The sequence below is a fragment of the Streptomyces sp. NBC_00029 genome, from assembly GCF_045160505.1.
GTDB lineage: Bacteria > Actinomycetota > Actinomycetes > Streptomycetales > Streptomycetaceae > Streptomyces.
Genome location: NZ_CP108292.1, coordinates 4,154,439 through 4,172,140, shown reverse-complemented (window position 1 = coordinate 4,172,140; position 17,702 = coordinate 4,154,439). Strand labels below are relative to the sequence as shown.

General features: G+C 72.3%; 17 protein-coding genes. 10 read left to right on the top strand and 7 right to left on the bottom strand.

The genetic code is table 11. The features are described from left to right. Window positions 1-143: 143 nt before the first annotated feature. A complete protein-coding gene (locus OG753_RS19490; protein WP_327263038.1) occupies window positions 144-1,070 on the bottom strand; it encodes a cyclase family protein in 927 nt (308 codons plus the stop codon). Between the two features lie 120 nt (window positions 1,071-1,190). Between OG753_RS19490 and OG753_RS19485 the strand changes: the two genes are divergently transcribed. Genes OG753_RS19485 through OG753_RS19475 form a run of 3 tightly spaced genes read left to right on the top strand, consistent with a single transcriptional unit; the run spans window position 1,191 to window position 4,405 of the window. Beyond that, window positions 1,191-2,102: an SDR family oxidoreductase gene (locus tag OG753_RS19485; RefSeq protein WP_327263037.1), complete on the top strand. Its 912-nt coding sequence runs from the start codon at window positions 1,191-1,193 to the stop codon at window positions 2,100-2,102. Window positions 2,103-2,135: 33 nt separating this feature from the next. Continuing rightward, entirely contained in the window at window positions 2,136-3,341 is a 1,206-nt protein-coding gene (locus tag OG753_RS19480) for an acyl-CoA dehydrogenase family protein (protein ID WP_327263036.1), read from the top strand. Then, window positions 3,338-4,405 carry a Zn-dependent alcohol dehydrogenase gene (locus OG753_RS19475; RefSeq protein WP_327263035.1) on the top strand — a complete coding sequence of 356 codons (1,068 nt, stop codon included), beginning with the start codon at window positions 3,338-3,340 and terminating at the stop codon, window positions 4,403-4,405. Before OG753_RS19480 ends, OG753_RS19475 begins: the two co-directional genes overlap by 4 nt. A 78-nt stretch (window positions 4,406-4,483) precedes the next feature. Here the strand turns inward: OG753_RS19475 and OG753_RS19470 are convergent, their stop codons facing one another. Continuing rightward, window positions 4,484-5,101, bottom strand: a complete 618-nt coding sequence (locus tag OG753_RS19470; RefSeq protein ID WP_327266823.1) for a flavin reductase family protein — start codon at window positions 5,099-5,101, stop codon at window positions 4,484-4,486. Window positions 5,102-5,336: 235 nt separating this feature from the next. On the opposite strand from OG753_RS19470, the gene OG753_RS19465 reads away from it, so the two are divergent. The 3 genes from OG753_RS19465 (at window position 5,337) to OG753_RS19455 (ending at window position 7,837) form a co-directional block, all read left to right on the top strand. Next, entirely contained in the window at window positions 5,337-6,158 is an 822-nt protein-coding gene (locus tag OG753_RS19465; RefSeq protein ID WP_405789378.1) for a hypothetical protein, read from the top strand. 39 nt (window positions 6,159-6,197) lie between these two features. Further along, window positions 6,198-6,956: a hypothetical protein gene (locus tag OG753_RS19460; protein ID WP_405789376.1), complete on the top strand. Its 759-nt coding sequence runs from the start codon at window positions 6,198-6,200 to the stop codon at window positions 6,954-6,956. 98 nt (window positions 6,957-7,054) lie between these two features. Further along, the gene (locus OG753_RS19455; protein WP_327263032.1) at window positions 7,055-7,837 is read left to right on the top strand and encodes a VOC family protein; all 783 of its coding nucleotides are present in this window, start codon (window positions 7,055-7,057) and stop codon (window positions 7,835-7,837) included. Between the two features lie 7 nt (window positions 7,838-7,844). Here the strand turns inward: OG753_RS19455 and OG753_RS19450 are convergent, their stop codons facing one another. Both OG753_RS19450 and OG753_RS19445 read right to left on the bottom strand, forming a co-directional pair. Then, complete coding sequence (locus OG753_RS19450) at window positions 7,845-8,654, bottom strand: enoyl-CoA hydratase-related protein (protein WP_327263031.1); 810 nt, start codon at window positions 8,652-8,654, stop codon at window positions 7,845-7,847. A 38-nt stretch (window positions 8,655-8,692) separates the two neighbouring features. After that, window positions 8,693-10,927 carry an acetate--CoA ligase family protein gene (locus tag OG753_RS19445; protein WP_327263030.1) on the bottom strand — a complete coding sequence of 745 codons (2,235 nt, stop codon included), beginning with the start codon at window positions 10,925-10,927 and terminating at the stop codon, window positions 8,693-8,695. Between the two features lie 279 nt (window positions 10,928-11,206). Between OG753_RS19445 and OG753_RS19440 the strand changes: the two genes are divergently transcribed. Further along, entirely contained in the window at window positions 11,207-11,716 is a 510-nt protein-coding gene (locus OG753_RS19440) for a hypothetical protein (RefSeq protein WP_327263029.1), read from the top strand. Between the two features lie 81 nt (window positions 11,717-11,797). Here the strand turns inward: OG753_RS19440 and OG753_RS19435 are convergent, their stop codons facing one another. Then, window positions 11,798-12,973 carry an NAD(P)/FAD-dependent oxidoreductase gene (locus OG753_RS19435; RefSeq protein ID WP_327263028.1) on the bottom strand — a complete coding sequence of 392 codons (1,176 nt, stop codon included), beginning with the start codon at window positions 12,971-12,973 and terminating at the stop codon, window positions 11,798-11,800. Between the two features lie 205 nt (window positions 12,974-13,178). Here OG753_RS19435 and OG753_RS19430 point away from each other — a divergent pair, with 205 nt between their 5' ends. Next, window positions 13,179-13,631 carry a DoxX family protein gene (locus OG753_RS19430; RefSeq protein WP_405789374.1) on the top strand — a complete coding sequence of 151 codons (453 nt, stop codon included), beginning with the start codon at window positions 13,179-13,181 and terminating at the stop codon, window positions 13,629-13,631. Further along, complete coding sequence (locus tag OG753_RS19425) at window positions 13,628-14,053, top strand: Zn-ribbon domain-containing OB-fold protein (protein ID WP_405789373.1); 426 nt, start codon at window positions 13,628-13,630, stop codon at window positions 14,051-14,053. Before OG753_RS19430 ends, OG753_RS19425 begins: the two co-directional genes overlap by 4 nt. A gap of 21 nt (window positions 14,054-14,074) precedes the next feature. On the opposite strand, the gene OG753_RS19420 is transcribed toward OG753_RS19425, so the two are convergent. Next, a complete protein-coding gene (locus OG753_RS19420) occupies window positions 14,075-14,758 on the bottom strand; it encodes a pyridoxal 5'-phosphate synthase (RefSeq protein ID WP_405789371.1) in 684 nt (227 codons plus the stop codon). A gap of 1,452 nt (window positions 14,759-16,210) precedes the next feature. On the opposite strand from OG753_RS19420, the gene OG753_RS19415 reads away from it, so the two are divergent. Beyond that, a complete protein-coding gene (locus tag OG753_RS19415; protein WP_327263024.1) occupies window positions 16,211-16,417 on the top strand; it encodes a DUF4287 domain-containing protein in 207 nt (68 codons plus the stop codon). 28 nt (window positions 16,418-16,445) lie between these two features. Here OG753_RS19415 and OG753_RS19410 read toward each other — a convergent pair whose 3' ends face one another. Beyond that, on the bottom strand, window positions 16,446-17,639 hold the full coding sequence (locus OG753_RS19410; protein ID WP_327263023.1) for a thiolase C-terminal domain-containing protein: 1,194 nt from the start codon (window positions 17,637-17,639) through the stop codon (window positions 16,446-16,448). Window positions 17,640-17,702 lie beyond the last annotated feature (63 nt).

Sequence of the window (17,702 nt, the reverse complement as noted above, 5' to 3'; positions counted from 1 at the left end):
CCTGCGGGGAAGGGGGTGGGGACGGGGTGTGACGCGCGTACGGTGACGCGTCATGTCCACCTCATGGTTCCACTGGGCACGGCACGCGGGTGGCCGGGGTCGTCCGGTCCGCCGCCGCCCGCCCCGCACCCGCCCCGACGGACTCAGAGGAGGGCCACCGGGGCCACCGGAGTGCCGGTACCGCCGACGAACGGTTCCGGCATCGCGGAGAGAAGGAACGCGTAGCGGTTTTCTTCTGCACAGGCTGTGGACAACTTTTCGAGATTCCAGTTCTGGCCCTGGTGCATGCCCATCTCGACCAGGTCGAGGGCGTGCACGGGCAGCCACAGGTTCTCGATCTCCGGCGGGAAGATCTCGAAGGTCAGGGTGTCGTTCGCGACGGCCGCCACGTCCCGCGCGTGGAACCACTCGGGTGTGCGGACCGACAGCCCGGGCGAGGGGAAGCCGTAGCCGTGCTTGTCGCCCGCCAGGTAGACCTGTATCTGGCCGGTGCGGACCAGGACGATGTCGCCGGGGCGGACGGTCACCCCGCCGAACTCCTCGGCCTCCGCGAGGTCCCCGGGCGTCACCGCGTGGCCGCCCGGCAGCCGGTCCAGCCCCTTCGCGCGCGCCACGTCGAGGAGGACTCCGCGCGAGACGATGTGGCCGGCCTTGTCGATGCCGCTGAACTCGGCGCGGCCGTGCGCCGTGATGGTGCCGGCCGGGCGGCCGTTGTAGATCTTTCCCGAGTGCGAGACGTGGGTGAGGGCGTCCCAGTGGGTGCCCGCCTGGAGGCCCATGCTCACGGCGTCGTCGCTGCACGCCACCGTGCCGGGCCCGAAGAGCTCCTGGTTGATCTGCACCATCGTGTGCAGTGGGTTGATCCGGCCCGGGATCATGCCGACCTGGACCCCGTCCTCCTTGAGCGGGAGGGCGAGCGGGATCCGGCGGCCGGTACGGATCTCCGCCGCGGCGCCCCGGACCACCTCGTCGGTGATCAGGTTCAGGGTGCCGATCTCGTCGGCGGCGCCCCATCGTCCCCAGTTGTTGACGCGCTTGGCGATGTCGTGGAACTCGGCGGGCAGGGTCATGGGCGTCGACAGCTCCTTGCGTGGATGTGGCGGTTACGACGGCAACGAGGGCTTGTGCTCGCACATCTGACTACCCATAGAATCTAACGGTCCGTCAGAAATCGCGGGAAGGGGCCGGACGTGGGGAACTTCTTGGCAGGCAAGGTCGTCGCCGTCACCGGCGCCGGCCGGGGCATCGGGCGGGCCGTGGCACTCGCCGCGGCCGCCGAGGGCGCCAAGGTCGTCGTCAACGACTACGGGGTCGGGATCGAGGGCGCGGAGCCCAGCAGCGAGATCGCCGACGGCGTGGTGAAGGAGATCCTGGCCGTCGGCGGGGAGGCCGTCGCCGTCGCCGACGACATCTCCACCATGGCGGGCGGCCAGCGCCTCGTCGACACCGCACTCGCGCAGTACGGCCGCATCGACGGCGTCGTGTGCGTGGCCGGCATCCTGCGCGAACGGATGCTGTTCAACATGGCCGAGGAGGAATGGGACCCGGTCATCGCCACCCACCTCAAGGGCACCTTCACCGTGTTCCGCGCCGCCTCCGCCGTCATGCGCCGGCAGGGCTCGGGCACCCTGATCGGCTTCACCAGCGGCAACCACCAGGGCTCCGTCGCCCAGGCCAACTACAGCGCGGCCAAGGGCGGGATCATCTCGCTCGTCCGCTCCGCCGCGCTGGGCCTGGCCAAGTACGGGGTCACCGCCAACGCCGTCGCACCCGTCGCCCGCACCCGCATGTCCGCGAACGTCCCCATGGAGCTCAAGGAGATCGGCGAGCCCGAGGACGTGGCCGCGCTCGTCACCTACCTGCTCAGCGACCGGGCCAGGGCCGAGGACATCACCGGGCAGGTCTACACGATCGCCGGCCCGAAGATCGCCGTCTGGGCGCAGCCGCGCGAGCTGCGCGCCGGCTACGCCGAGGGCGCCTGGACGCCGGAGAAGATCGCCGACTTCCTCCCCGGCACGGTCGGCACCGACCCGATGCCGATGCTCGCGCAGCTGGAGGCCATGGCCAAGGCGGCGGCCGCCAAGGACCGCCCCAACGCGTAGACGCGGACCGGACCGGACCAAAGGGGGAGCGGCGTGGAATTCAGCTTCGGGGCCGAGGACGAGGAGCTGCGCGGGCGCGCCCGGGCGTGGCTGGCGGAGCACCTCGTGGGCCCGTACGCGGGGGTCCTCGGCCTGGGCGGGCCGGGCAGCGAGCACGAGGGCATCGAAGCCCGGCGCGAGTGGGAGCGCGAGCTGGGCCGGGGAGGCTGGATCGGGCAGGGCTGGCAGGCCGACGGGTGGGGCAACCGCCGGCTGTCGCTGACCGGCCAGGTGGTGTGGGCCGAGGAGTACGCGGCCCTGCGCGCGCCCGGCCGGGTCGGCCACATCGGTGAGAACCTCCTCGCCCCGACGCTCATCGCCTACGGGACCCCCGAGCAGCAGGGCCGCTTCCTGCCCGGCATCGCGCGGGGCGAGGAGCTGTGGTGCCAGGGCTACAGCGAGCCGGGCGCCGGGTCCGACCTCGCGGGGATCCGTACGGCCGCGGTACGGGACGCGGCGGACGGGCGGTACCGGGTGACGGGCCAGAAGATCTGGACCTCGCTCGCCCGCGACGCGGACTGGTGCTTCGTCCTGGCCCGCACCGAGCCCGGCTCGCGCCGCCACCGGGGCCTGTCGTTCCTCCTCGTACGGATGGACCAGCCCGGCCGCGTCGAGGTCCGGCCGATCCGGCAGATGTCGGGGACGAGCGAGTTCAACGAGGTCTTCTTCGACGGAGCGGTCGCGGCCGGGGTCGTCGGCGCGGAGGGCGACGGCTGGACCGTGGCCATGGGGCTGCTCGCCCTGGAGCGGGGGGTCTCGACCCTGGTCCAGCAGATCGGGTTCGCGGCGGAACTGGAGCGGGTCCTGGCCGCCTACGCGGCGCGGGCCGCCTCCGGCGCCGGGGACCCCGTACTGCGGGACCGGCTGGTCCGGCAGTGGGCCGAGCTGCGCACGATGCGGTGGAACGCGCTGCGGACCCTGGCCTCCTCCGCGGGGGACCCCGGCGCGCCCAGCGTGGCCAAGCTGCTGTGGGGCGGCTGGCACCGGCGGCTCGGGGAGCTGGCGGTGGAGGTCCGAGGAGCTGCGGCCACCGCCGGGCCGGCGGCCTGGGCGCCCGGGCTGCCGTACGAACTCGGGCTCGACGAGGAGCAGCGCCTGTTCCTGTTCACCCGTGCCGACACCATCTACGGCGGCTCGGACGAGATCCAGCGGAACATCATCGCCGAGCGTGTGCTCGGCCTGCCTAAGGAGTCCAGGTGAGAGGCGTCGTGTTCGACGGCAAGCAGGCCCAGGTGGTCGACGACCTGGAGATCCGGGACCCGGGGCCGGGGGAGGTGCTGGTGGCGATCGGGGCGGCCGGGCTGTGCCACAGCGACCTGTCGGTGATAGACGGGACGATTCCGTTCCCGCCGCCGGTGGTGCTGGGGCACGAGGGCGCGGGCGTCGTGGAGGCGGTGGGTCCGGGCGTCACGCACGTGGTGCCGGGCGATCACGTGGCGCTGTCCACGCTGGCCAACTGCGGGGCCTGCGCGGACTGCGACCGGGGCCGGCCGACGATGTGCCGCAAGGCGATCGGGATGCCGGGGCAGCCGTTCTCGCGGGGCGGGAAGCCGCTCTTCCAGTTCGCCTCCAACTCCTCCTTCGCGGAGCGGACGATCGTCCGCGCCGTGCAGGCGGTGAAGATACCGGCCGACATCCCGCTGACCTCGGCGGCGCTCATCGGCTGCGGGGTCCTCACCGGGGTGGGGGCGGTACTGAACCGGGCGCGCGTGGACCGTGGTGAGACGGTGGTCGTCATCGGCACCGGCGGCATCGGGCTGAACGTCCTGCAGGGGGCCCGGATCGCGGGTGCCACGACGATCGTGGCGGTGGACGCGAACCCGGCGAAGGAGGCGGTGGCCCGGCAGTTCGGGGCCACGCACTTCATCGACGCGTCCGCGGTGGCCGACTCGTCGGCGGCGGTGCGCGAGATCCTGCCGACCGGCGCCGACCACGCCTTCGAGTGCGTGGGCAGCGTCAAGCTGATCCGCCAGGCGATCGACCTCCTGGACCGGCACGGGCAGGCGGTCCTGCTCGGTGTGCCCGGCTTCCGGGAGGAGGCGTCCTTCCTCGTGTCGTCCATGTACCTCGACAAGACGATCATGGGCTGCCGGTACGGTTCCTCGCGCCCGCAGCGCGACATCGCCCTGTACGCCGAGCTGTACCGGCAGGGCCGGCTGCTGCTGGACGAGCTGGTGACCGAGGTCTATCCGGTCGAGGACTTCGCCAAGGCCGCGGACGACGCCCATCACGGGCGGGTGGCGCGCGGGGTGCTGACCTTCTGATCCGCGGGAAGGGCGGCCCCGGGGTCCGGACGGCCCGGGGCCGCCCTTCTGCGTACGGGGCCGGGGAGGTGGGCGGGGTCAGTCGGCCAGGCGGCCGAAGCGGCCCTTGTGGAAGAGGAGAGGTTCGCCCTCGCCGGCCGCGCCCATGGCCACGACCCGGCCCACCACGATGAGGTGGTCCCCGCCGGTGTGGACGGCCTGGATCCGGCAGTCGATCCAGGCGGGTACGGCGTCGAGCTGCGGAGATCCCGTGACGGGGGCGGGGGTGTGGGTCACCCCGGCGAACTTGTCCGCGCCGCTGACGGCGAAGGACCGGCACAGCTCGCCCTGTTCGGCCCCGAGGATGTTGACGCAGAACACCCCGGCGCGCGCGATCCGCGGCCAGGTGGTCGACGTACGGGCCACCATGAAGGTGACCAGGGGCGGATCGAGGGACAGCGAGGCGAAGGACTGGCAGGCGAAGCCGGCCGGGCCGCCCTCGTCCTTACCGGGCGGCGCGGTGATGACGGTGACCCCGCTGGCGAAGTTCCCGAGGACGGCCCGGAACTCGGCGGGGGACACCGGCGCGCGCTCGTCCTCGCCGACGGCCCGCAGGTCGGGACGCGGCAGGGCGTCGACGGACTCGGGTTCCCGCTGCGCCGAGGCGGAGGTGGGGGAGCCGACTGACCTGAGGTATCGGACGACGGTGGCCGCCATCCCTGCATGTCCCATCACAGCAATGATTGAAGCTGACGGTGCGTCAGATAGGAAGGGTGGAGGCGGAGGCGCTTGCGGGACCTGGACGACTCGACGGCTCGGCGGTTCGACCGCTCGACGGTCGTTTAACGGTCAACTCCCTTGTGTCACACCGAACATGAGGTGCCGTCAAGATCGCCCGGCTTCGTGTGTAAGGTCGGTGCCTACGACAACGGCGTCGGGGCTGGGGTGGGTCATGGGCAGTGGCAACGGCTTTCGGTACCGGGCCGAGCGGATCTCGCTCGGGGCGATGGCGGCGGCGGGCATCCTGGTCCTGGTTGCCGACCTCTTCGGCTGGCTGGACAGGATGGCGCCCGGCGGCACGCTCCCGAAGATCACGCTGCTGATCCTGAGCACGGTCACGCTCTTCCTCCTGATGGAGTTCGACCGCCTGAAGGTGCTCGACAACATCAACACCCAGATATCCGGCCTCACCCTCGACGGGCTGACCGGCGAGCTCCGGCGCCAGCACTACCTCGGCGTGACCCGGGTCCACCGGGTCTTCTCCGACGAGGAGTTCAAGAGGCTCCTGGGGGCCGCACGCCAGGACGTCTCCATCCTCCAGACCTGGATACCCAACCTGAGCCGCCTCGAAGGAGAGCTGGAGCGGGCCGTCACCGAGCGGAACGTCCAGGTGCGCATCCTGCTGCTGCACCCGAAGTCCGCCGTCGCGGACCTGCGCGACGAGGCCCTGCGCGCCACCCGCAGCTCCGTGGACGTCGGCGCGAGCCTGGACATCCTCAAGACGATCCACGACCGCCTCGCACCGGAGCTCCGGACCAGGCTCAGCGTCCGCGTCTACAACTCCCTGCCGTCGATCGCCGTCTACAAGGCCGACGAGCACTACCTGGTCAGCTCGTTCCTCCACGGGCAGCTGGCCATCGAATCCCCCCAGACCGAGATCGACGGATCCGACACCGTGATGGGCCGGCAGGTCCAGAAGGAACTGGACACCCTCTGGGGCATCGGCAGCGAGGTCGACCTCCGCGACCCGATGAGATCGATCGACCTCCACTGATCAGCAGAACGACCGGGAGACAAGAGAAGGGACACGGCCGTGCGCGACCTGGACAGGTTCGAGGACGAACTGATCGAGCAGTACGAGCGGCATCCGGTGCTCGCGGACATCACGCGGCTCCCGGACCAGGAATTCGCCGAGGTCCTGCTCCAGCGGCGCTTCCTCTCCCTCGCCTTCACCCCGGCCTACGACCTCGCCATCGACCTGCTGCAGGACGAGGCCGGGCTGCGGATCGCCCGGGTCATCCTCCGCGAGGAGTACCCCGACGGCCGCGGGCACACCCCCTCGCACCGCGAGGACATGACGTACGACATGGGCAGCCTCGGGATCCCCAGGTCCGCCATCGTCCGGTCCAGGCCGACCGCGGCGACGAGGCGCGCCATCGAGGACACCTTCGCCCTGATCGCCGACGCGGGCGGCCACGAACGCTCCGACCTGAAGCTGCTCACCATCCTGCGGTTCTGGGGCGAGATCCTGGTCTCCGTCGAGTACGGGCGGCTGTGGCAGCGCATGGGACCACAGCTCACCGGCGACGGCGAGAACCGCTCGCGCTTCTACTACCCGCACCACGTGCACGACGCCAAGAAGCGTTCCCTGGAGAGCGTGTCCCTGCTGTCCACCACCCACTCCGACCGCCTGGGCACCCGGGTACGGGAGCTGCTCACCGGCGCGGACGACGAAGCGGCGGCCGCGGCCTGCTTCAGGGAGGCCGAGGAGCAGTCGCTCCGGCTCAAGACGGCCTTCTACGACCAGTTCCGGCACGCACCGGACCGGGTGCCCGTACCCCCACGCGGGTGAAACCCCCCGCCTCCGTGGGTCCGTACGCCCGGGCGGGGGTGGAGGCTCGGCATCGTGGCAGCGACCTCGTACCGCCGCCGTAGTCCCGGGAGGACCCCATGCTCGGCACCGACTTCACCACCGGATCACCCAACTGGCTCGACCTGGGGAGCCCCGACACCGAGGCGGCGGTCGCGTTCTACGGCGCCGTCCTCGGCTGGGACTTCGCCTCCGCCGGTCCCGAGGCGGGCGGCTACGGCTTCTTCCAGGTGGACGGGAAGACCGTCGCCGCGCTCGGACCGCTCACCGAGGAGGGGGCGACGTCCGCCTGGATGCAGCACTTCATGACCTCCGACATCCAGGCCACCACCGAGGCCGTCCGTGCCGCCGGCGGGCAGGTACGGATGGAGCCCGGGGACGTCATGGGCGAGGGATGGCTGGCCCACTACACCGACCCGCAGGGCGCCGAGTTCGCCTGCTGGCAGCCCGGGAAGACCGCCGGACTCCAGCTGACGTCCGCCCCGAACTCGCTGGTCTGGACGGAACTCCACGTCGGGGACCCCGCCGCCGACCTGGCCTTCTACACCGGCCTGTTCGGATGGCGCAGTGCCGAGATGCCCGCGCCCGGGATGACGTACCAGGTCCTGAGCACCGCCGACGGGGACCAGGAGGACGCCTCCTTCGGCGGGATCGCCCCGCACATGGGCGGCGAGGGCGACCGGGCGCGCTGGACGCCGTACTTCCACGTGACGGACGTCGACGCCACCGTCGCGGTGGCCAGGGCGAACGGCGGGTCGGTCGTCATGCCGGCCACCGACCTCCCGGACGTCGGCCGGATCGCCTGGCTGGCCGACCCGGCCGGAGCGGTGTTCGCGCTGCTCAAGCCCGACCCGCAGATGTAGGACGGATTCAGCGGCCGAGGTACTTGGGCGTGCGGCGCTCCACGAAGCTCGCCACGCCCTCGTTCGCGTCGGCCGTGGTCATGTTGATCTCCTGAGCGGTGGCCTCGGCGGCCAGCGCGGCCGCCCGGTCGCCGTCCAGGGAGGCGTTGACCAGCTGCTTGGTCATGGCGAGCGCCCGGGTGGGTCCCTGCGCGAGCCGCTCGGCCCACGCGCGGACGGTCGCCTCCAGCTCCTCTGCGGGCACCACCCGGTTGACCAGGCCCAGGCGCTCGGCCTCGGCGGCCGGGACGGCGTCGCCGAAGAACATCAGCTCCTTGGCCTTCTGCGGGCCCACCAGCCGCGGCAACAGGTACGCGCCCCCGCCGTCGGGGACCAGCCCGCGGCGGACGAACACCTCGATGAAGCGGGCCGGTTCGGCGGCGATGACGAGGTCGCAGGCGAGGGCGAGATGGGCGCCGATACCGGCGGCCGTGCCGTTGACGGCGGCGAGGACCGGCTTCTCGCAGTCGAGCACGGCGGTGATCAGGCGCTGCGCGCCGAGGCGGATCATGCGGGCGACGTCACCGGCGATGCGCTCGCCGGCGGCGGCTCCGCCCGGGCTGCCGCGCAGGTCGGCGCCCGCGCAGAAGCCCTTGCCGGTGGCGGTGATGACGACGGCCCGCACGGCGGGGTCGGCGGAGGCCTCGGCAAGCAGTGCGATGACGCGCTCGCGCTGGTCCCAGGTGACGGCGTTCATCGCCTCGGGGCGGTTGAGGGTGATCCAGGCGACGCCGTTGTCGATGCGGTGGAGGACTTCGTCCTCGGGGGTGCCGGTCATGGGCGGGCTTCCGTTCGTGTGGGGTGCGGGGGCGCCGCTCAACGGCAGATGGCGAGGGCGTCCAGGGCCACCGCCCCCTGGCCCCGGGGGAGGACCATCAGGGGGTTGATGTCCAGCTCGGAGAGCTCGTCGCCCAGTTCGAGGGCCATCCGCTGGATGCGCAGGACGACCTCCACCAGGGCGTCCACATCGGCCGGGGGCGCCCCCCGTACGCCCTCCAGCAGCGCGTGCCCGCGCAGTTCCCTCAGCATGGCCCGCGCCTGGTCCTCGCCGAACGGCGGGACACGGACCGCCGCGTCGTGGAGCACCTCCACCAGGACCCCGCCCAGTCCCACCGTCACGGTCGGGCCGAAGAGGTCGTCCTGGGTGACGCCGACGACCATCTCCACGCCCCGCTCCACCATCTGGCAGACGAGGATCCCGTCGAGCGGCACGTTCTCGTAGCGTGCGATGTCGGTCAGCTCCCGGTACGCGTCGCGGATCTGGCTCGCCGAGGTCAGGCCGATCTTCACCAGGCCGAGCTCCGTCTTGTGCCCGAGCTGCGGTCCCGAGGCCTTCATCACCACCGGGTAGCCGACCAGCCCGGCCGCGCGGACGGCCGCCGCCGCGCTCGTCACCAGCTGTTCGCGGGGGACCCGTATCCCGTAGGCGCGCAGGAGCTGCTTTGCCGCGTGCTCGCTGAGCTGCTGGGACGGCCGCATGAGGGCCTGCGCCTTGCGGTACGAGGGCGAGGGCGTCCGCGGTGCGTCCTCGAAGGGGGAGCGGTATCCGGTGGTGAAGCGGTGGTGGCCGAGGTAGGCGCGTACGGCGGTGATGCAGTTGCCGAAGGTACGGAAGGTGGCCACGCGGGAGGAGCCGAGGAGGGTGGTGCGGTAGGCCTCCTCGGTGCCGACGGGGGAGCCCCAGATCACGCAGATCAGCTTGTCGCTCTGCTCGGCCGCGTCCACCAGGTCCTGCGCGAGCCGGTCGCTCATGGGCGGGAAGGGGCCGGTGATCGGACAGATCAGGACGCCGACCGCGGGGTCGGCGAGGATCGCGTCGATGATCTTCCGGCCGCGCCAGTCGCCGACCGGGTGGCCGCCGTTGTCGACGGGGTTGGCGACGTTCAGGTACTCCGGGATCCACTGGTGGAGCTCGTCCTGCTTGGCCCGCGAGAGGGCGGGCAGGGTCAGGCCCGCCTCCGTGGCCAGGTCGGAGAAGTGCGCCCCGGTGCCGCCGGAGATGGAGTAGACGACGACGCCTTCGGCCTTGGGCCTGCGGGCCCGGGCGAGCAGCGCGGCGGTGTCCTGGAGCTCGTCGAGACCGTCGACGCGGATGACGCCGAACTGGCGCATGGCGGCGTCCACGACGGTGTCGGCGCCGGTCAGCTTCCCGGTGTGGGAGGCTGCCATGCGCGCGCCGGTCTCGGTGCGGCCGACCTTGACGGCGACGACGGGGACCCCGTTGCGCGCGGCCCGGTCGGCGGCGAGCAGGAAGGACCGGCCGTCCTTCAGGCCCTCCACGTAGCAGGCGATGGCCCCGACCTCGGGCTGCTCGGCGAAGTAGGAGATGAAGTCGGAGGTCTCCAGGTCCGCCTCGTTGCCGGTGGGCGCCCAGTGGGAGAGCCGGATGCCCAGCTCCTGGAGGGTGTAGACGGGCCGGCCCTGGTGGCCGGACTGGGTGATCAGGGCGATCGCCGGGCCGTCGAGGTCCTCGCGGAACTCCTCGAAGGCGTTGAGGTTGGTGTTGGGGCCCAGCAGGCGCAGGCCCGAGCGCCGGACGGCGGCGCCGAGCCGCTCCTGGGCGGCGGCGCCCGCGTCGCCTGTCTCGGCGAAGCCGGAGGCGAAGGCGACGGCGAACTTGACCTTGGTCTCGGCCAGTTCCTCGATGACGGGGAGCGGGTCGGCGACGAGGAGGACGGCGAGGTCCACCTGTTCGGGCAGGTCGGCCACGGAGGCGTGGCAGGTCAGCCCGAAGACGGTGGGGCGGGTGGGGTGTACCGGGTGGAGCCGGGCACCGACGCGCTCCGCCCAGGCGATGAGCTGGCGGGTGATGCCGGTGTTGGGCCGGCCCTCGGCGTCGGAGGCGCCGATGACGGCGACGGACTCGGGCCGGAAGAACCGGTCCAGGTCGGGCACGTCGGCGTGCAGCGGTCGTCCGCTGACGTCCAGGGGAACCGCGTCGTCGGGGGAGGGGGCCGCCGACGAATGGACGGCGGTCCGGGGGGATTCCCCGCAGGCCTCGACACGTGCGCGGAAGTCGGTGGTGAGGGTGCCGTGAGTAGATCCAAGCATCGTTGCCGCCCACTCCTGCTCGATGAACCTCGATGGAACTCAATAACTGACGTGTAGTCAGATTACTGAACTGACGTGCCGTCAGGAACAGGGCTGCGCAGGAAAGCTGTGGAGGTGGTGTGGTGAACGGTGACAGATTCCCGCGGAGCGGGTCCAGAGTGCACTTCCGGCCGAGATCACCCGCCCGCGGCCCGGGTCGGCACGCGCACCGTCCGCGGCCCTGGATGTCTGCCCGCGGCAGTGTGATCATCTACCGCATGACTGCTGTCCGAAAGGCCCATGCCGCGTAGGCGACCGAGCGCACTGCGCGCCGAACCGGCCCTGCCCCAGCCGATGTACACGGGTGCCGGTCACTGCGGGGGCTTCCGGCCGCTCCGACCGTGGCCCACCCGGATCGACCGGCTCTCCTCCCGGACGGTCGCCGCGATCCACCGCGAGGAGTGCCGGCGCCCGTACGACGAAGGGCTCTGGCCCGGGGCGACGGCAACGGCCCTCGCGACCTGCCGCTCCTTCCTCGCCCTTCCGGGCCGCTGGCTGTACCTGCGGCGGGACTACTGCGGCTGCGAGCACTGCGACCTCCGCAACGACATCGCCGTGGCCCGGGACCTCCTCGAACTGGTCGTCCACAGGCTGCCGCCCCGGCCGCGCCGGGAACTGGAGGCCCTGCTGGCCCGACTGGACGAGGAGCTGTGGCGCCGGACCGTGCCCGACCCGTTCGCCCACCGGCAGCCGCACCGCAGGGGGGCCTGGTGGCGCCGGCGCCTCTACGACCTGGACCACCTGCTGTGACCCGCCGAGGGGCGTCGGCGGGCACCGGCGGGTGCGGCGGGCGTCGACGGCGCCCCTCCGTGGTGCGGTGCGGGCGGCGGCTCAGCTGCCGGACGTCCGCCGGGCGACCGCCTTGGCGATCTTCTCCGCGTCCATGGCCATCTCCCGGAGCATCCCGCTGATGGGGTTGCTGAAGCCGGTGAAGTACAGGTCGCGGGCCTGCCCGGGGCTGCGGGCGCCGTGCGTACGGGGGCGGCCGCGCTCGTCGAGCACCCCGAGGTGTCCGACCAGCCCCTCCAGGGCCCGGCGGTAGCCGGTCGCCGCGATCACGGCGTCCGGGGCGATCCGCGAGCCGTCCGCGAGCACCACCTCGGCGCCGTCGAAGGACTCCACCGCGGCCACGGGCTCCACCTTGCCGCTGCGCACCGCGTCGATCAGACCGACGTCCTGAACCGGTATCGACCCCTGCTCGACCCTGCTGTACAGGCCGGTCGCGGGGCGCGGAAGCCCGTACGCCGACAGGTCCGGCACGGAGGCCCGTGCGACGAGCGCGCCCAGCCGGTCCACGAGGCGCTTGGGCAGCCGGCGCACGAGGATCCCGCTGCGCTGGGCCGGCCAGCCGGCGGTGGAGCGGCGCAGGATGTGCGGCGCGGTGCGCACGGCGAGCCGCACGCGCGCCGCGCCGCCCTCGACGAGGTCGACGGCTATCTCGGCGCCGGTGTTGCCGACGCCGACGACGAGGACGTCCCGGCCGGCGTACGGCTGCGGGTTGCGGTAGTCGGCGGCGTGCAGCAGCCGGCCCTCGTACGTGTCCCGGCCCGGCCAGTCGGGGAGCGCGGGCGTGTGGTTGTAGCCGGTGGCGACGACGACGGCCGCGGCGGCCAGCTCGCGCCCACCGGTGGCGTGCAGGATCCAGCCGTCCCCCTCGGGAGCGGGCTCGATCCGGGTCACCTCGACGCCGGTGACCAGCTCAAGCTCGTGGAACTCGGCGTACTTCTCGAGGTAGCGCACGACGTCGTCGCGGCGGACCCAGCGCCCGAAGCGGCGCGGCATGGCCAGGCCCGGGAGGGCGGAGAGCCGGCGCGTGGTGTGCAGGCGCAGCCGGTCGTAGTGCCCCCGCCAGGACGAACCGACCGCGTCGGACTTCTCGATGACCACCGCACGGACCCCGCGGGCGCGCAGCGCGGCGGCCGCGGCGAGGCCGCCGGGGCCGGCCCCGATGACGTACACGGGGCGGGGCTGGGTGGTCATGTCGGGTGCTGTCGGGTCTCCGGGCATGAGGTGTGATCGTATCGCCACGCTGGGTTGATGGGTCTCGGTCGGGCGGGGAATCGATTGCGGATCGATCACGGCGTGCGGGCCGCCCGCGCAGGCCGCGCACCCGCGGGCGGCCGGACCCTTGCGCGATCGCTCCGGATCCGCTGAACTGACGTACCGTCAGATAGAGCGTGCGCGTCGATCGCGAGAGGGGTGGGGGCTGCCGATGCAGACCATCTGGCTCAGTGGGGCCGAATGGCTCGCCGTGCTCCGGATAGGCCTCGGCCTGTGGTGGCTGGAGAGCTGGCGGCACAAGGACAAGAAGGGCTGGTTCGAGCGGGGCACCGGCATCGCCTGGGCCGCCGACGTCGCCGGCAAACACCGCTGGACCTTCGTCAAGGGCGGCTTCGACCGCGTCGTCGCACCGCGGCCGAAAGCGATGGCGTACATCGTCGTCTACGCGGAACTCGCACTCGGGCTGGGGCTCGTACTCGGCTTCCTGACCCCGATCGCCCTGGTCGGCGGGCTCCTGCTGAACCTGCTCTACCTGGTGCTGATGATCCACGACTGGGCCGAGCAGGGGCAGAACGCGATGATGGCGCTCATCTCGCTCGTCGCGCTCCTCGCCATGTCCTGGCAGACCTGGTCCCTCGACGCGGCGATCGGACTGTTCCTTTGACCGGCACCGCGCGGTACGACCTCCCCGAGGCGGACGAGTTCACCCGGCACTACTGGGACGCCGCAGCGGAGGGCCGGCTGCTGCTGCGGCGCTGCGCCGACTGCGGACGGGCGCACCACTACCCGCGCGAGTTCTGCCCGTTCTGCTGGGCGGGTGAGGACCGTGTGACCTGGGAGGCGGCGAGCGGCCGGGCGACGCTCTACACCTGGTCGGTGATCCACCGCAACGACCTCCCGCCGTTCGGAACGCGCGTCCCGTACACGGCGGCGGTCGTCGACCTGGCCGAGGGCCCGCGGATGATGACCGAGGTGGTGGACTCGGGGGCGGCGGACCTGCGCATCGGCATGCCGCTGACGGTCACCTTCCGCGAGGCGGCGGACGGCGTGTGGGTGGCGGTCTTCCGGCCGGCGCCGCCGGGGTGAGGTGCGGGCCGCCGCCGACGGTCAGGGCCAGAGCAGCTCGCGGTCCCAGGACCCGTCGGCGGTACGGAAGTACCGCAGGCGGACGTGCCTGCGCGCGGCGTCCCCCTGGAAGAACTCCACCTCGACGGGCTCCAGTACGTACCGCGTCCAGGTCGGAGCAGGCGCGTCGGGCTCGGCTCCGGCCCGCTCCCAGGAGGCCGCCGAGACCCGCGCCAGCTCCTCGAGGGAGCCGAGCACCTCGCTCTGCCGCCCCGTGAGCGCGGCGGCGAGCGCACCCCGCGAGCGGACCGCCAGGTCCGCCCGGCTCTCCTCGGGCCCGCAGGCGGTGACCCGGCCCCGGACGCGGACCTGGCGTCCCACGGACGGCCAGTAGAACCCGAGCGCGGCCTCCGGCCGCGCGGCCAGCTGCACGCCCTTGGCGCTGGTGGCGTGCGAGGCGAAGTGCCAGCCGCGCGCATCGACGTCGTGCAGCATCAGGATCCGCACATCGGGCCGCCCGTCGCCGTCCACAGTCGCCAGACTCATGGTGTGCGGCTCCAGCTGCCCCGCGCGCGCGGCATGCACGAACCACTCCCGGAAGAGGGCCAGGGGCTCCCCGGGCGCGGTGTCGGTGTCGAACCCGGGGAGCGGGGAGTCCCACACGCGCAGGGAATGCAGGGTGGAGCGGAAGTCGTCAGGGGTGGCTTCGCTGGTCATGCGGCCCATGGAACAGCAGGGGCGGGGCGGCGGGCCAGTGGATTGGGGGCGGGGTCGGGTGGCGGGGCGGGGGCTTCGGGGGCGGGGTCGGCTGGTGCGGCGGTGGCTTCGGGGGCGGGGTCGGCTGGTGGGGCGGGGGCTTCGGGGGCGGGAGCCGAGCACTCGGTGGTCAGAGATGCGTATGGGGGTTTCCCGTCAGTCTCATCGTCTCTCCGTGTCGGGCCGGCCCCTCAAGGGCGCTCCTTCGTCGCGTCGCTACGCGATGGCCTGCGGCCACCCTTGACCGACCGTCCCGCCCCGGACATACGAAGACTGCCGGGAAGCCCCCAAAGGAACGGGCCGGGCATTCCTTTTAGGGACGGGGTGGTCGGAGATGCCCTGCCTGTCGGGGGTGAGGCTCCTTCCCGAGGCGGGGCCCATGCCGCGCACCGGCCGGGTCGGTGGGCGCGTCCAATCGCTACGCGCTCCTCATATCTCAGCGTCCGACGACCGTCCGGGGCTGGACATAGGCCGCCCACGCCCTCGGTTCCTCTGGCAAGGTGCGTCCGGCGACCGTCTGTGGCCGGTCATAAGCCGCCCAAGACGCCCCAGCGCTCCTCATTGAGGGCGCCTGAGGGCTGTCCGGGGTGGAAAAGCGCCTGACAACGGCTATTTCGTCGTGGAGTGGGGTCAGCGAGAGCGGACCGCTCGAATCGCCGACCGTTTGCCCCAATTACCCCTGTTTGGGGGCGGGTTTGTGGTGTCACTTGTGCACTGACCTGGATCCACGACGGAATAGCAGAGGCATCAGGCCCTGCCGGCCGCCGGTCGCAGTCCCAGGAGAAGCGCGTAGCGATCTGAGGCGGCTTATGCCGGGCTCCAGACGGTCGTCGGACGCAGTTCGTGAGGTGAACCGGGACCGTGGGCGGCCTATGTCCGGCCCAAGACGGTCGGTGGACGCCGAGAGATGAGGAGCGCGTAGCGATTGGACGCGCTTCCCCCGACCCGGCCGGTGGTCTGGATGGGCCCCGCCTCGGGAAGGTGCCCTTTCGCGCCCGACCGGGCAGGGCTTCTCCGACCGCCCCGTCCTTGGAAGCTCGGACCGGCTCGTTCTTTTGGGGGCTTCCCGACAGTCTTCGTATGTCCGGGGCGGGACGGTCGGTCAAGGGTGGCCGCAGGCCATCGCGTAGCGACGCGACGAAGGAGCGCCCTTGAGGGGCCGGCCCGACACGGAGAGACGATGAGACTGACGGGAAACCCCCATACGCATCTCTGACTCCCGAGTGCTCGGCTCCCGCCCCCGAAGCCCCCGCCCCACCAGCCGACCTCATCCGCCGCGCTCGCCCACCCCCCGCCGAATAAATCTTCCGCCCCACCGATGAGTTGCCCGCGCCGCAGCAGTCATCACTACGACACGAACGACGCACCACCCGCCACCCGCCACCCGCCACCCGCCACGCACCCACCCCGAGGAGACCCGCCATGGCCGACACCGTCAAGGGCCCCGCCAGCTACTTCCCGTCCATCGAGAAGAAGTACGGACGTCCGATCGGGGAGTGGCAGGAGCTCATCCGGTCCTCGCCGCTGACCAAGCACATGGAGCTCGTCTCCTGGCTCAAGACGGAGCACGGCCTGGGGCACGGTCACGCCAACGCCCTCGTGGCCCACACCCTCGCCGAGGGGAAGTAGCGGACCCCGCCCCCCGGGCGGGGTCCGGTCACCCCCGCCCCAGCAGGATCGTTCCCGACGAGCAGAACCAGCCGCCCGTGCCCGAGGCCAGGGCGACCTGCGGGAGGCGGCCGCCGGGTTTGGTGACCTGGCCCGGGCCCGCCTCGCCGCGGAGCTGGCGGACCGCCTCCACGAGGAGGAACAGGCCGCGCATGCCGGGGTGGCAGGCCGACAGGCCGCCGCCGTCGGTGTTGACCGGGAGCTCCCCGTCGCGCAGCAGGCGGCCCTTCTCCACGAACGCCCCGCCCTCGCCCTTCGCGCAGAAGCCGAGGTCCTCCAGGGTCACCAGGGTCATGTAGGTGAAGGCGTCGTAGATCTCCGCGAGGTCCACGTCCGCCGGGGTGAGGCCGGCCCGCTCGAAGGCGATGCGGCCCGAGACGGCCGCCGGGGACACCGTGAAGTCCTCCCACTCCGACATGGTGGTGTGGGACACGGACGTGCCCGCCCCCAGGATCCAGACGGGGGCCTTGGCGGTGTCCGGGACGTAGTCCTCCGCGGCCAGGAGCACCGCGCACCCGCCGTCCGAGCGGATGCAGCAGTGCAGCTTGGTGAAGGGGTCGGCGATCATGTCGCCGCCGAGCACGTCCTCGACGGTGATGGGGTCGCGGAACATGGCGTCCGGGTTCGTGGCCGCGTTCGCGCGGGCCTGTACGGCCACCGAGGCGAGCTGTTCCAGCGTCGTCCCGTACTCGTGCATGTGGCGGCGGGCGGCCATGGCGTACTTGGAGATCAGCGTGTGGCCGTACGGGACCTCGAACTGCAGCGGTCCCCGCGCTCCGAAGGAGAGGTTGGACGTGCGGCGCCGCGCCTTGATGTCCGCCCGGGCCGTGGATCCGTAGACCAGGAGCACGGCGTTGGCGTGCCCGGCGGCGATCGCGTCCGCCGCGTGGGCGGCCATGACCTCCCAGGTCGAGCCGCCCACGGAGGTGGAGTCGACCCAGGTGGGGCGCAGCCCCAGGTATTCGGCCACCTCGACCGGCGCGAGCGTGCCGAGGCCGGCCGAGGCGAAGCCGTCGATGACGGAGCGGTCCAGGCCGGAGTCGGCGAGGGCGCGCCGGGCGGCCTGTGCGTGCAGGGCGTAGGGGGTGGGGCCGTCGACCCGGCCGCAGTCCGAGAGGGCGACGCCGACCACCGCGACCCTCCGGCGGGGTTGGGACGTGGCTCCAGGTGTGAGTCCAGGCATGGGGGAACGGTATATCTGACGGCACGTCAGATGCTAGACCCCGCCCTGCGGCCCACCCCGGCT